At 68.2% G+C, this 13,901-nt stretch carries 11 protein-coding genes; 7 read left to right on the top strand and 4 right to left on the bottom strand.

Features of this window, described 5'->3' with window-relative positions; translation table 11 throughout:
- Positions 1–168: 168 nt before the first annotated feature.
- Positions 169–1,662, bottom strand: a complete 1,494-nt coding sequence (betC, locus tag ACOGI8_RS01930) for a choline-sulfatase (RefSeq protein ID WP_419855217.1) — start codon at positions 1,660–1,662, stop codon at positions 169–171.
- 210 nt (positions 1,663–1,872) lie between these two features.
- Between betC and ACOGI8_RS01925 the strand changes: the two genes are divergently transcribed.
- Positions 1,873–2,973: a glycine betaine ABC transporter substrate-binding protein gene (locus ACOGI8_RS01925; protein WP_419855216.1), complete on the top strand. Its 1,101-nt coding sequence runs from the start codon at positions 1,873–1,875 to the stop codon at positions 2,971–2,973.
- 114 nt (positions 2,974–3,087) lie between these two features.
- The gene (gene betA / locus ACOGI8_RS01920; RefSeq protein ID WP_419855215.1) at positions 3,088–4,770 is read left to right on the top strand and encodes a choline dehydrogenase; all 1,683 of its coding nucleotides are present in this window, start codon (positions 3,088–3,090) and stop codon (positions 4,768–4,770) included.
- Here betA and ACOGI8_RS01915 read toward each other — a convergent pair.
- On the bottom strand, positions 4,722–5,426 hold the full coding sequence (locus tag ACOGI8_RS01915) for a TetR/AcrR family transcriptional regulator (RefSeq protein ID WP_419855214.1): 705 nt from the start codon (positions 5,424–5,426) through the stop codon (positions 4,722–4,724). The genes betA and ACOGI8_RS01915 overlap by 49 nt on opposite strands.
- 77 nt (positions 5,427–5,503) lie before the next feature.
- Between ACOGI8_RS01915 and ACOGI8_RS01910 the strand changes: the two genes are divergently transcribed.
- The 5 genes from ACOGI8_RS01910 to ACOGI8_RS01890 all read left to right on the top strand — a co-directional run bounded on the left by ACOGI8_RS01910 (position 5,504) and on the right by ACOGI8_RS01890 (position 10,213).
- On the top strand, positions 5,504–6,532 hold the full coding sequence (locus tag ACOGI8_RS01910; protein WP_419855213.1) for a quaternary amine ABC transporter ATP-binding protein: 1,029 nt from the start codon (positions 5,504–5,506) through the stop codon (positions 6,530–6,532).
- A complete protein-coding gene (locus tag ACOGI8_RS01905) occupies positions 6,529–8,523 on the top strand; it encodes an ABC transporter permease (protein WP_419855212.1) in 1,995 nt (664 codons plus the stop codon). Before ACOGI8_RS01910 ends, ACOGI8_RS01905 begins: the two co-directional genes overlap by 4 nt.
- Positions 8,524–8,685: 162 nt before the next feature.
- Positions 8,686–9,450 carry a hypothetical protein gene (locus ACOGI8_RS01900; protein ID WP_419855211.1) on the top strand — a complete coding sequence of 255 codons (765 nt, stop codon included), beginning with the start codon at positions 8,686–8,688 and terminating at the stop codon, positions 9,448–9,450.
- 68 nt (positions 9,451–9,518) lie between these two features.
- Entirely contained in the window at positions 9,519–9,815 is a 297-nt protein-coding gene (locus tag ACOGI8_RS01895; RefSeq protein WP_419855210.1) for a type II toxin-antitoxin system Phd/YefM family antitoxin, read from the top strand.
- A complete protein-coding gene (locus ACOGI8_RS01890) occupies positions 9,815–10,213 on the top strand; it encodes a type II toxin-antitoxin system VapC family toxin (protein WP_419855209.1) in 399 nt (132 codons plus the stop codon). The genes ACOGI8_RS01895 and ACOGI8_RS01890 overlap by 1 nt, the downstream gene beginning before the upstream one ends.
- Positions 10,214–10,246: 33 nt before the next feature.
- Here the strand turns inward: ACOGI8_RS01890 and ACOGI8_RS01885 are convergent, their stop codons facing one another.
- Together ACOGI8_RS01885 and nhaA are read right to left on the bottom strand one after the other, a co-directional pair.
- A complete protein-coding gene (locus ACOGI8_RS01885; RefSeq protein WP_419855208.1) occupies positions 10,247–12,367 on the bottom strand; it encodes a sodium-translocating pyrophosphatase in 2,121 nt (706 codons plus the stop codon).
- 112 nt (positions 12,368–12,479) lie between these two features.
- Entirely contained in the window at positions 12,480–13,853 is a 1,374-nt protein-coding gene (gene nhaA / locus ACOGI8_RS01880; RefSeq protein ID WP_419855207.1) for a Na+/H+ antiporter NhaA, read from the bottom strand.
- Positions 13,854–13,901 lie beyond the last annotated feature (48 nt).

The raw sequence follows: 13,901 nt of genomic DNA, 5'->3' as shown, positions 1-13,901 counted from the left end.
CGAAGCTAGGAATGGCGTGTTGCGCGGGAGTCACCCCGACGTGACCGCTCGATGCACAGCGCGGGTCGGGGCTGTTGCCGAGATGTTTCGGCCGCGTTGCGGCCCGGGTTCCCCGCTCTTGTTCCCGAGTTCGATTCGATACGGGCTCACGGGCCGCTCGGGCCCCAGCTAGCTCATGGGGTAGCGGAGCTTGGGGCCGGCTTCGGCCCAGTCCATGTGGTCGCGGATGTACTCGTTGGCCGGGTCTCGAGGTGGCGAGTAGTCCCAGCCCTCGGCTGCTGCGGCATGGACTACCCGGCGGGCACGCTGGGACGCCAGCACCTGCTCACGGATCGAGGCGGAATCCCAGCGCTGGGTGACCTCCGCGGCGAACGCAGCCGACAGATCCGCCAGCTCCGGCGAGCCCGCCAGATTCCGATGCTCTGCCGGATCGGTCGAGACGTCGTACAGCAGCGGCGGGTCGGTATCGCAGTGGATGTACTTGTAACGGCCGCGGCGGATCATGAACAGGGGATGCGACGTCAGCTCGCCCATGTACTCGCCGACGGTCTCGTCGACGGGATCATCGCCCCCGGTCGCCGCGGGCCAAAGGCTGCGGCCGTCGAGCGGTGCGCCCAGCTCAGCCGGCGGACCTCCCGCGATATCCATCAGCGTGGGGGCCAGATCCAGCAGGGAGCACACGTTGGGCACCGTGCCCGCAGCGACGTCAGGCCCCGCCATCACCAACGGGACGCGGGCCGAGCGCTCGAAGAACGACATCTTGAACCAGGAGTCCCGGTCGCCGAGCATGTCGCCGTGATCGCCGGTGGCGATCACTACCGTGTCGTCGGCGCGGCCGGTCTCGTCCAGCACCGCGAGCAGCTCGCCCAGCCACCAGTCGAAGTAGCTCGTGTTGGCGTAGTAGGCGTGGCGGGCGGTGCGGCACTGCTCCTCGGTCCACCCCCGGGTGTCGGCCTCGATGCCGGCCCGGATGCGCACGGTGTGCGGATCGAAGTCGGCGGGCACCGGTCCCGGCAGGTCGATCCGGTCGTGGTCGTAGAGGTTCCACCACTCGGGCCGTGCCACATAGGGGTCGTGGGGGTGGATGAACGCCACCGCCAGGAAGAACGGGCGGTCGTCGGGTTCGCGCGCCAGGTCGTACAGGCAGCGGCGTGTGGCGAAGCCGACCTCGTTGTCGTAGTCGATCTGGTAGGTGGCGAGCGCTTGGCCGGCCCCCGAGAGGCTGTCCATGTTGTGGTACCACTTGCCGATCCGCTCGCCGGCCGCATCCCAGTTGGGCGTCCACGCGAAGTTCGCCGGGTAGATGTCGGTGGTGAGGCGCCGGCTGAAGCCGTGCAGCTGGTCGGGCCCGACGAAGTGCATCTTCCCCGACAGCACCGTCCGGTAGCCCGCCAGGTTCAGCCAGTGGGCGATGGTGGGGGCTGCGGCACTCCACTCCGACGCGTTGTCCCAGGCACCGATCTGCGATGCCGCCCGGCCGGTCATCATCGAGTACCGCGACGGAGCGCACAGCGGCGAATGGCAGTACGCGGCATCGAACCGCGCACCGCGCTCCGCGAGCGAGTCCATCGACGGCGTCTGCACCACGGGGTGGCCGTAGGTGCCGGTGAAATGCGGCGCCAGCTGGTCCGCCATCACGAGCAGAACGTTGGGCGCAGCCATCAGTCGAACAGTACGCCCGCCCGAACCCAACGCGCACCAGCGCGCGGTCAAGGTCAATTTCGGGCGTGCTAAGGTTTCGAAAACCGTCTAAATAGCCTGTTTTGGTCCGGGTCGGCTGGGACAGCCGGACCGGCGGCGGGCCGAGCGCTCTCGGGGAGGGCTGCCGGCACCTGCCGGCGACAGGCGGGAGACACACACCGGGGGGTGCCCATGTCCGAAACACGCAAATCCGGCGAACGAACTCGCCTGTCACGACTGCGCCAGCAGCGAGGACTCAGCGGCTGGCAGCTGCTCATTGCGCTGCTTGCAGCCATCGGGTTGCTCGCAGCGGCATGCACCGGCGGCGACGGCGACGACGCAGCCGAGGAGCCGGCCGCCACCACCGAGGCGATGGCGGAAGAAGAGCCAGCCGAGATGCCGGCCGATGAGGGTCCGGACCTGGGCTCCCAGACCACGATCACCTTGGCCGCGAATCCGTGGAACGGCTCGACCTTGAACGTGGCCGTCGCTGCGCAGCTGCTCGAGAGCGAGCTCGGCTATGCCGTCGAGATCGTCGACATCGACGAGAACGCCCAGTGGGCTGCGATCAACACCGGAGACATCAGTGCATCGCTGGAGGTGTGGCCGTCGGGCCACGCTCACAACGTGATCGACTTCATCGACAACGCCGATGCCAACGTGGACCACGCGGGCCTGCTCGGCCCGGTCGGCAAGATCGGCTGGTTCACGCCGACCTACATGATCGAGCGCCATCCGGAGCTGGCGACCTGGGAAGGCTTCGCCGATCCGGCGCTGGCCGGCCTGTACGCCACAGCCGAGACCGGCGACTTGGGGCAGTTCCTGGGCGGTGATCCCAGCTTCGTCCAGTACGACGAGGACATCATCAACAACCTGGGCCTGCCGATGCAGGTGGTCTACGCCGGGTCGGAGGCTGCGATCCTGGCCGCCGTCGACGCTGCCTACAGCCGGGAGGAGCCGATCCTGGTGTACCTGTGGACACCGCACTCGGCGTTCAACAGCTACGACCTCACCAACGTGCTGCTGCCCGAGTACAGCGACGACTGCTACGCCACGGCCGACGCCGGCGGTGTTAACTGCGACTATCCCGCCGATGTCCTGTTCAAGATCATCGATGCGAGCCTGGCCGAGAACGCCCCCGCAGCTGACGCCTTCCTGCGGGCCATGAACTACGACAGCGCCGACCAGATCTCCATGCTGGCCGCCGTCGAGGGCGAAGGCATGTCGATCGACGATGCCGCTGCGGCCTGGATCGCAGACAATGAGGCAACCTGGAGCGCCTGGCTCGAGTAACCCATCAGCGCTCACTTCCTCCTAGGGCGCTGACCCGTCGGCGTCGGCCTCCCACGGCCGGCGCCGGCGGGGCTCGTCCCGCATGTCCCCAGAGGCTGAGCCGCAGGTGATCCGGTGACCGAACCCCTGTACGACTTCATCATCGTCGGCGGCGGATCGGCTGGCTGCGCGCTCGCCAACCGGCTGAGCGCGGATCCTGCCAACAGGGTGCTGGTGCTCGAGGCCGGTCGCCGCGACTACCGGTGGGACGTGCTCATCCACATGCCGGCCGCGCTGGCCATGCCGATCGGCAACCGCTTCTACGACTGGCAGTACGAGACCGAGCCGGAGCCGCACATGGGCGGGCGGCAGGTGTACCACGCCCGCGGCAAGGTGCTCGGCGGCTCCAGCTCCATCAACGGGATGATCTTCCAGCGCGGCAACCCGGCCGACTACGACAAGTGGGCCGGCCAGCCCGGCATGGCCGCGTGGAGCTACCGGCACTGCCTGCCGTACTTCAAGCGGATGGAGACCTGCCTGGCGGGTCCCGATGACTGGCGCGGCGGCGACGGCCCGCTGGTGCTCGAGCGGGGCCCGGCCACCAGCCCGCTGTTCGAGGCCTTCTTCGACGCCGTGCAGCAGGCCGGCTACGAGCTGACCGACGACGTGAACGGATTCCGCCAGGAAGGCTTTGCAGCGTTCGACCGCAACATTCACCGCGGCCGGCGCCTGTCCGCCTCACAGGCCTACCTGCACCCGGTGATGGGACGCCGGAATCTGGAACTCCGCACCGGCGCGCTGATCAGCCGGGTGCTCTTCGACGGCAGCCGGGCAACCGGAGTCGAGTACCGGCAGAAGGGCCGGCGGGGCCGCACCCGGGTCGCCCGAGCGGGGCACGTGATCCTGTGCGCGGGGGCGTTCGGCTCAGCGCAGCTGCTGCAGCTCTCGGGCGTGGGCTCCCCCGCGCTGCTCGGCCAGCACGGCATCGGCGTGGTCTCGCCCCTGGACGGCGTGGGCGAGAACCTCCAGGACCACCTGGAGGTGTACATCCAGTACGCCTCGAAGCTGCCGGTGTCGATGCAGCCCCACCTGCGGCGCTGGCGCCACCCGTGGATCGGCCTGCAGTGGCTGGCACGGCGGGGACCGGGGGCCACCAACCACTTCGAGGCGGGCGGCTTCGTGCGCAGCAACACCGACGAGGCCTACCCCAACCTCATGTTCCACTTCCTGCCGCTGGCCGTGCGCTACGACGGCTCGGCACCGGTCAGCAAGCACGGCTACCAGGTGCATGTCGGGCCGATGTACTCCGATGCCCGCGGCTGGGTGCGCATCAGCTCAACCGACCCCACCGCCAAGCCGGCGATCCGATTCAACTACCTGTCCACCGCCCAGGACCGGCGCGAGTGGGTCGAGACCGTGCGTGTCACCCGTCACATCATGAACCAGCCCGCCTTCGCGGTCTACAACGACGGCGAGCTGTCGCCCGGCCCCGGCACACAGTCCGACCACGAGATCATGGACTGGGTGGCACGCGACGCCGAGACGGCGCTGCACCCTGCGGGCACGGCGCGGCTGGGCACCGACGAACTGGCGGTGACCGACCCGGCGACCATGAACGTGCTGGGCACCTCGGGCCTCAGCGTTGTGGACGCCTCGGTGATGCCCACCGTCACCAACGGCAACATCTACGCGCCGGTCATGATGATCGCCGAGAAGGCCGCCGACCTGCTGCTCGGAAACGAGCCGCTCGCTCCGCTGGACGTGCCGGTCTACGGCCGGGCGTGCGGGGGTTCGGGGCCGGGCCCTGTGCCGTCGTGACGGCCGTCGTGATCGGAGATCATCGCGGAGACGAGGTCGAGCACCTCGTGGCGCTCGGCCTTGGTCGGGGGTGCGAGGCCGAACAGGTCGATCAGCCAGAGCCCATCGCCCACGATGCGTGCGAGCAGGCCGGCGGTCTCGGCCAGCTTGTCGTCATGCATGAGGCGCTCCTGCCAGCGCTCGAACGTTGCCCGGGTGTTCGCCAGCAGCTCGTCGTCGAGCGCCGCGGCCGCCAGGATCGATGCCGAGGTGTCATCGGCGGCCTTGTAGGGCTCGCGCACGTAGTCGAGGTAGGCGAGCGCGAACGTGCCACGGGCGGCGGGATCGGCTGCCCGGAACCGGGCTTCCCGTATGTCCAGCTCGTCGTCGAGCACGGCGAGCGTCTCGTCGAGCAGCCCGGCCATCAGGGCATCCTTGGAGCCGAAGTGGTAGAGGAAACCGCCCTTGCTGACGCCGGCCGCTATCGCGACCCGGTCGAGCGTGAGATTGGCTGCGCCGTCGGTGCGGATGACCTCGATGGCCGCCCGCAGGATGCGCTCGCGGGTCTGCACGGCTCGCTCCTGCACCGGGCCCGATCTCGAGGCTGCGCTGTCCGCGGCAGGCGGCGGTGCTTCGCTGTCACCGGATGTCGCGTCGGGGGGGCGAGATCGTGCCACAGTCAGCACAGCGTATCGACGCGCCAAACCCGTCCAGGCAGACGGTAACGCGGCACGCGGGGGCAATGGGGGCAGCCATGGAGCCGATCGTCACGGTCAGCGGCCTGTGGAAGATCTTCGGCAAGAAAGTCGATGCTGCCCGTGAGCTGGCGGCCGAAGGCGCCGATCGGGAGCAGATCCAAGCCGACACGGGCTGCCTGGTGGCAGTTCGCGATGTCACCTTCGACGTGCATGCCGGCGAGACGTTCGTGGTGATGGGCCTGTCGGGTTCGGGCAAGTCCACGCTGGTGCGCTGCGTGTCGCGCCTGATCGAGCCCACATTCGGCCACATGGAAGTGTGCGGAACCGTTCTCGCCGACGCCAGCGATACGGCACTGCGCGAGCTGCGCCGCAGCAAGATGGCGATGGTCTTCCAGCATTTCGGACTGTTCCCCCACCGGCGCGTGGTCGACAACGTGGCCTACGGGCTGGAAGTGCAGGGCGTTGCGCGTGACGAGCGCCATGAGCGGGCGCGAGAGGTGCTCACCACCGTGGGGCTCGACGGCTGGGGCAACCACTACCCGCAGCAGCTGAGCGGCGGCATGCAGCAGCGAGTCGGGCTGGCACGTGCCCTTGCTGTCGAGCCTGAGGTGCTGTTCTTTGACGAGCCGTTCTCGGCGCTCGATCCGCTCATCCGGCGCGATATGCAGGACGAGCTGGTGACGCTGCAGATCGAGCTGCAGCGCACCATCGTGTTCATCACCCACGACTTCGCCGAGGCACTGCGCCTGGCCGACCGGATCGCCATCATGCGCGACGGGGCCTTCACCCAGGTCGGGACGCCGCTCGAGATCTTGACGCAGCCCGCCGACGACTATGTGCGGGCCTTCACGCAGGATGCGCCGATCGCCAAGGTGCTCCCCGCGTGCTCCCTGATGCGGCCGGTCGGTGACGTCGCTGTCGAGGAGAGCTGGCCACGCACCACTGAGACCGCCACGCTCGAATCGGCCCTGCCGTTCCTGCTGTCGGAGCACCGCCCGGTGGTGGTCTGCAACGCCGAGGGCGACCCCCTGGGCCTGCTCCACCAGGACGATGTGGCAGCGGTGCTGGAGCAGAACCTGCGATGAGCCAGACAGTCGCCGCTGGGCCCGGTGCCAGCGTCGGCGCGCCCGTCTCGCGGCGACGGTCGCCGTTCGCCGTGGGGCTGGCGGCCTCCGCGGTCGCGCTCGTGATCGTCGGCTTCGTCGCATCGGTCGGCGCCTTTCCCGAGTCATGGAACCTCGGCCTGGCCGACCCCATCGACCGCACACGGCGCTGGCTCATCAACAACCAGACGTCCCACTGGCTGTACACGGTGCTGCTGAACCCGCTGACCGACCTGGCCGATGCCGGCATCCGCCAGCTCGAGGCGATCCTGCGGTGGTTCCCGTGGTACGTGTACCCGGTCGTCTGCGGCCTCGGGCTGTGGCGTGTGCGCGGCCGGGTGGCAGGCGCGCTCGGCTTCTGCGGCGTCGTGCTCATCGGCATGACCGACCTGTGGCAGCAGGGCTTCGCCACGCTCGCGCTGATGGGCGTAGCGGTGTTCCTGTCGCTGCTGGCCGGCATCCCGCTCGGCATCGCTGCATGGCGCAACGACCGGTTCGCCGGCGTGCTGCGCCCCACGCTCGACGCCATGCAGACCATGCCCGGGTTCGTCTATCTCATCCCGTTCGTGCTGCTGTTCGGCATCGGGCGCGTGCCGGCGCTGATCGCGACGGTCATCTTCGCCCTGCCACCGGTGGTGCGGCTCACCGATGTCGGCCTGCGCAACGTGCCCGGGCCGATGGTGGAAGCCTCGGAGATGTTCGGCGCCACCGACCGCCAGACGCTGCGGCTGGTGCGGATCCCCGCCGCTCGCCCGGCGATCCTGGCCGGCACCAACCAGACCACGATGCTCGCCATGAGCATGGTGGTGATCGCCGCATTCATCGGCTCGGGCGGTCTCGGCCAGGACGTGCTGCGAGCCATGCGCGACATTGATGTCGGCGAAGCCTCTGAAGCCGGCATCGCCATCGTCATCATGGCGATCATCCTGGATCGCTTCACGCGGGGCATCGCCACGCTGGGCGAGCGCGGGCGCGGCCAGGACACGAACGCCCATACAGGCGGCTCGCTGCGGCCCGCGGACACCGTGGCGATCCGCTGGATCGCCGCAGCAACGGCGCTGGTGGCGCTGGTGGGCGGCATCGCAGGTCACAACAGGTTTCCCGAATGGCTGCAATGGCACTACGCGCCGTACATCAACGACATCACGGCGTGGGCTCGCGACAACCTCTACGACATCGGCAACTCGGGCATCGGCACCGGACCGCTCAGCGACTTCATCACCGTCTACATGGTGACGCCGCTGCGGGAGCTGCTCTCGTCGGGCATTCCCTGGCCGGCCATGATCGGGCTCGGCGTGCTGGGCGGCCTGCTGGCTCGTGGCGTCACGCTGGGACTTGGCATCGGCGTCGCACTGTTGCTGATCGGGTGGCTGGGCATGTGGGAGCTGTCGATGGACACGCTGGCCCAGACGCTGGTGGCCGTGGCCGTCACGCTGGCCATCGCAGTGCCGCTGGGAATCCAGGCCTCCCACAGCGATCGCTTCCAGAAGCTGATCGACCCGGTGCTCGACTTCCTGCAGACCATTCCCAGCTTCGTGCTGCTGGTGCCGGTCATCACGCTGTTCCACGTGGGGCGGATCCCGGGCATCATCGCCTCGGTGGTGTACGCGCTGCCGGCGGCGGTGCACTACACCGATCTGGGGCTGCGCCGGGTTCCCGCCGAAGTGCACGAAGCGGCCACGAGCTTCGGCGCAACCCGTTGGCAGCGCCTGCGGCGCGTCGAGCTGCCGCTGGCCGCACCCGAGCTGATGGTGGCGGTCAACCAGGTCATCATGCTGGTGCTGGCCATGGTGGTGATCGCCGGGCTCGTCGGCGGCGGCGGGCTCGGCCTCGAGACGGTGAACGCGCTGCGCCGCAGCGACGCCGTCGGCCGGGGCTTCGAGGCCGGCATAGCGATCGTGCTGCTGGCAGGGATCCTGGACCGCCTCACCAGAGGCGTGGCGGACCGCCTCCGCCCCCCCGCCGCCGCCTAGTCCCGCTGCCAGCGGCATCGGAGCGACTCGAACCGGCAAATGTGGCCGCGGGTGGTTCCTGCAAGCGGCAACCACGATGGCGGCCGGCAGATACGGGAGCACTACGGTGTCGTCATGACTGGTTCGCATCGCTGTCCGAACAGTTCCTCACACTGGCGGTCAATGATGCAGAAGGCGGTTGCTGTTGGCGTGCTGGCCCTGCTGGCGGCCGCATGTATCGACATGGAGCTGGACTTTCTCGTCCACGACGACGGCTCGGGATCGGTGACCATGACGATGCGCATCGACGAGGCAGTGATGGAGTTGGCTGCCCTCGGAGAAGGCGGGACCGCCGAAAGCCTCTGCCAAGAGATGCTCGACGATATGGACGCCGACGACATGTTCGGTCTCGGCCTCAGCAGCCTCGATTCGAGTGCTGAAGTGGGCGTCGTGGACGGGAGTTGTGTCACCACAATGACCGCCACGTGGGATGCAAGCCAATCCGAAGTGATCCTGGCCTCCTTCGCTGAAGACGACGGCCCTGACATCCGCCGCCTCGACAACGGCGGCTGGCGCTTCGAGATGGACCTTGGCTCGCTCGAGGACGATGAGCTCTCGCTCGACGATCTCGAGATGGTCACGGCGATGGGCTTCGACTTTCCCACGCTGGCGATTTCGGTGACGCTGCCCGGCGATGCCGTTGAGCACAACGCCCACTCGGTGAGTCAATCGAAGTACACGTGGGAGATTGACTTCGAGAACCTGGACGAGGTTCCCGAGGCGCTCTACGCAGAAACGGCGCCCGGCGGCGGACTGGGGCCCGCGGCAATCGGAGCGATCGTGGCCGGGGTCGGGTTGGCCCTCGCGGCTCTTGTCACGCTGCGCCGCCACCGCGAGGCTCAGGCCGCAGCAGCAGATGACACAGATGACAGCGACGATGCTTCGTGACCACAAATTGAGTTGATGTAGTCACAATTTGTCCACGCTGTGACCACTTCACTTGCTAGTGTGGTCACATGAGCAATGACATCGGCATCCGGGAGCTGAAGGCGAAGCTGTCGGAGTGCGTGCGGCGGGCTGCCGGCGGCGAACGCCTCATCGTCACCGACCGGGGCCGGCCGGTGGCACAACTCACCCCGCTGGACCCCTCGACGCTCGACGACCTGGCACGCATCGAGCAGGGCGTCGCCGAAGGCTGGATCACGCCCGCCAAGCGGCGCGGCGGCCTCAAGCACTTCGATCCGCCACAGCCAGTCCCGTCCAGTTCAGGACTCACCATCATGGAGGTACTCGACGAGGATCGCGGTGACTGATGCTCTACGTGGAGTCGAGCGCTCTCGTCAAGCGCTACGTGGCCGAACCGGACTCTGACATCGCTCTGCGGTTCATGGACGCTGAACCGACGCTCGTGACCTCACGTCTTGCCGAAGTCGAAGTGCGCCGCAGCCTCGTGCGCCTTCTGGCCGGACCAGAGCTGGCAGACAAGCGCCGCGACTTTCAACTTCATCTCACCGCGTTCGACATCGTGGCTCTCGACGAACACGTACTCGAGGACGCGGCCCGGATTGCTGAGGAGACGCTGTGCCGCTCGCTCGACGCGATCCACCTGGCGGCTGCCCGACGGGCGAGCCCGAATGCGACCGTGCTGACGTTCGACCGGCGTCAGGCAGAAGCGGCCCGCTCCATCGGCATGGCCGTCCTCGGCGCTTGATCTCTGAGCGGGCGCAGCTGCCCGCGCGGTTGCCTAGAGGAAGGCGGGGACGAAGACCAGGCTGACGATGGTCATCACCTTGATGAGGATGTTCATCGCCGGGCCCGAGGTGTCCTTGAACGGGTCGCCGATGGTGTCGCCGACCACCGCCGCCGCATGGGCATCGGTGCCCTTGCCGCCGTGCGCGCCCGCCTCGATGTACTTCTTGGCGTTGTCCCAGGCGCCGCCCGAGTTGGCCATGTAGATCGCGATCAGGAAACCGGTCACCACCGCGCCGGCCAGGAAGCCGCCGAGCGCGTTCACGTCGATGAAGCCGATCACCAGCGGCAGCACCACCGCCAGGCCGCCCGGCAGCAGCATCTCGCGCAGGGCCGCCTGGGTGGAGATGTCGACGCAGCGGCGGCTGTCGGGCTTCACGCCCGGCTCGCCCTCGCGCAGCCCGGGGATCTCGGCGAACTGGCGGCGGACCTCCACGATCATCGCCTGGGCCGCCCGGCCCACCGAGCTCATCGTGAGCGCCGCAAAAATGAACGGCGTCATCGCGCCCAGGAACAGGCCGATGGTGACCGCCGTGTCGTTGATGTCGCGGAACACCTGGTCGCCGGCGGTCAGGCTGAACGACTTGAACAGCGCCAGCGCCGTCACCGCAGCCGAGCCCACCGCGAAGCCCTTGGCAACCGCTGCGGTGGTGTTGCCCAACGAGTCGAGGCTGTCGGTGACGCCGCGCACCTCGGGCGGCAGCTCGGCCATCTCGGCGATGCCGCCGGCGTTGTCGGCGATGGGCCCGTAGGCGTCCACGGCCACGATCACGCCGGTCACCGCCAGCATGCCGATGGCTGCCAGCGACACGCCGTACAGCCCGATCACGTCGCCGGCCTCGCCGAATGCAAGCCCGCCGAACAGGTACGACAGGCCGATCATCGTCACCACCAGTGCGACGGCAGGCAGCGTCGAGAGCTTGCCCTGCGCGATGCCCTCGATGGTGACCGTGGCGGGGCCTGTCTCGGACTGCTGGGCGATGCCCTTCACCGGCCGGAAGTGCTCAGAGGTGAAGTACTCAGACGTGAAGCCGATGGCCCAGCCGCCGAGCAGTCCCACGATGATCGTGAACGCCAAGAAGATGGGAGCGCTGAGCTCGTAGCTGCCGATCGTCGGGCTGCCGCTGAACAGCACCAGCGTGCCGACGATGGCAAAGACGACCGTGAGCGCCATGGCCACGTACTGACCGGTGTGCAGCTGCCCCGACAGGCTGCGGCCCTCGCGGCCGCGCACGAACAGCGCGCCGATGATCGAGGCGATCATCCCGAGCGCCCCGATCAGTATCGGGTACATCAGCAGCCCTTCGGCGTCGCCGAAGCTGCCGGCCAGGCTGTCGCCTTCGAGGAACACCGGCACCAGCAGCGAGGCCAGCACCACCGGCGCCACGATCGACCCGGCGTAGGACTCGAACAGGTCGGCGCCCATGCCGGCCACGTCGCCCACGTTGTCGCCGACCGCGTCTGCAATGGTGGCCGGGTTGCGGGGATCGTCCTCGGGGATGCCGGCCTCCACCTTGCCCACCAGGTCGCCGCCGACGTCGGCTGCCTTGGTGTAGATGCCGCCGCCGATACGGGCGAACAGCGCGATCGAGCTGGCACCCAGCCCGAACGCAGCCACCACCTGGAAGGCCTGGTCGACGCCCAGCCACTTCACCCACAGCAGGTAGTTGATCGAGATGCCCAGCAGCGCCAGGCCGGCCACGCTGAAGCCCATCACGGCCCCGCCCTTGAACGCCAGCGGCAGCGCCTTGGCAGCGCCCTGGCGGGCAGCGTTGGCCGTGCGGGTGTTGGCCGCGGTGGCGATGCGCATGCCGATGAAGCCCGCCACCGACGACAGCACCGCGCCCATCAGGTAGGCGAAGCTCGCCGCCAGCCGAGGTGTGAAATCGTCGGCGATGGGCACGATCAGCAGCAGCACGAACATGGCCGCCACGAAGACCGACACCCACCGGTACTCCCGGCGCAGGAACGCCATGGCCCCCTCGCGGATGGCTGCGCCGATCTCGCGCATCAGCTCGGTGCCCTGGTCGGCCCGCAGCACCACCTTGGCGAAGTAGTACGCCAGCAGCAGCGCTAGTACGGAAGCGATCAGGGCGAGATACGGAACAGCAGTCACATGGGCCTCCAGGGGCACATCGAAATCAGGTCAAGTCGGGTCAGATCAGGATCAGGTCGAGTCAGGACCGGGTCACGTCGGGATGGCTCGGGGGAGTATGCCGGACCGAAGGTCAGGATGCAGAAGTCCCGTCGTGGGAGTGGTGCTCCTCGGGCGGCACTTCGGTGTGAGCGCCGCGCTTGCCGGAGAACCACAGCAGCGCCAGCGCGGCCCCGCCCGCAGCGCCGGAGGCGACCAGGATGCCGATCTTGGCCAGATCGGTGATGCCGCCGTCGTCGAAAGCCAGCCCGGTGATGAATATCGACACGGTGAAGCCGATGCCGGCGGCGAAGCCCATGCCCACGAACTGCGGCCAGTTCATCCCTTCGGGCAGGCTGAAGCCGAACAGGGTCGCCACCCAGGTGAACAGCGCGATGCCGAGCGGCTTGCCGACCACCAGTCCCAAGATGACACCCCAGGTGACAGGCGAGCCGGCTGCTTCGGTCACCGTGTCGACCGAGAGCGGCACCCCGGCGTTGGCGAGCGCGAAGATCGGCACGATCAAGAACGCCGTGAACGGGTGCAGCAGCGACTCGAGCCGCTCGGTCACCGGCACCGATTCCTGCACCAGGAATGACGCCTGGTGGACCTGCTCGACGCTGGGATCGTCGGGGAGATGATCCACCATGTCCTGGGCCTTGGTGCGGTCCAGCAGCGGCTTGGCGGGAGTCAGCAGGCCGAGCACCACACCGGCGATGGTGGCGTGCACGCCCGATTCCAGGGTGGCGTACCAGATCACAAGGCCGATCACCCAATACACCTCGAGCGCCCACACCTTCATCAACGCGAGCATCCGCACCAACACGGTCAGCACGACGGCCACCGCCAGCCATCTGAGGTCCAGATCGCCGGCGTAGAAGATCGCGATCACCGCGATGGCCCCGATGTCGTCCACGATGGCCAGCGTCAGCAGGAACAGCTTGAGGATCGGGGGCACCCGAGACCCCAGCAGCGCCACCACGCCCACTGCGAAAGCTATGTCGGTGGCCATCGGAATGCCCCAGCCCGAGGCGGCTTCCCCTGTCGGGTTGAACACCACGTAGAACAGCGCGGGCACGACCATGCCGCCGATAGCGGCAATCGCCGGCAGCGTCGCGGCACGAACGGTCGAGAGGTACCCCGTCACCAGCTCGCGCTTGATCTCGAGTCCCACCACGAAGAAGAACATCGCCATGAGCCCGTCGTTGACGAACGCTTCCAAGCTCAGCGGGTGGACGTGGTAGCCGCCTACGGTCAGGTCGATCTCGGTGTGCCAGAAGTCGAAGTAGCTCTGGCTCCACGGCGAATTGGCCCAGATGAGCGCCGTGGTCGCGGCCACCAGCAACAGCACGCCGCTGGCGACCTCGCGATGGACGAACCTGAGGATCGGCTGGGCCACGAACCGGGCCAGCCACCTGTCGCCGCCTGCGAATGTCTCGCGCTGGAACAGGTACTCCGGACCCGCCATATGGCCGCACAGGATAGGTGCCGCTACAAGAGGTGCCTTGCGGCGTCG

It is taken from the genome of Candidatus Poriferisodalis sp., from assembly GCF_965204195.1.
Classification (GTDB): Bacteria; Actinomycetota; Acidimicrobiia; order Acidimicrobiales; family Poriferisodalaceae; genus Poriferisodalis.
Note: the sequence above shows the minus strand (reverse complement) of the source record. Positions and strands in the feature narration are given on the sequence as shown.

Bases quoted from the DNA above. Each gene is read 5' to 3' on its own strand.
- betC (WP_419855217.1), bottom strand. From the start codon at position 1,662: ATGGCTGCGCCCAACGTTCTGCTCGTGATGGCGGACCAGCTGGCGCCG.
- ACOGI8_RS01925 (WP_419855216.1), top strand. From the start codon at position 1,873: ATGTCCGAAACACGCAAATCCGGCGAACGAACTCGCCTGTCACGACTG.
- ACOGI8_RS01910 (WP_419855213.1), top strand. From the start codon at position 5,504: ATGGAGCCGATCGTCACGGTCAGCGGCCTGTGGAAGATCTTCGGCAAG.
- ACOGI8_RS01905 (WP_419855212.1), top strand. From the start codon at position 6,529: ATGAGCCAGACAGTCGCCGCTGGGCCCGGTGCCAGCGTCGGCGCGCCC.
- ACOGI8_RS01900 (WP_419855211.1), top strand. From the start codon at position 8,686: ATGATGCAGAAGGCGGTTGCTGTTGGCGTGCTGGCCCTGCTGGCGGCC.
- ACOGI8_RS01895 (WP_419855210.1), top strand. From the start codon at position 9,519: ATGAGCAATGACATCGGCATCCGGGAGCTGAAGGCGAAGCTGTCGGAG.
- ACOGI8_RS01890 (WP_419855209.1), top strand. From the start codon at position 9,815: ATGCTCTACGTGGAGTCGAGCGCTCTCGTCAAGCGCTACGTGGCCGAA.
- nhaA (WP_419855207.1), bottom strand. From the start codon at position 13,853: ATGGCGGGTCCGGAGTACCTGTTCCAGCGCGAGACATTCGCAGGCGGC.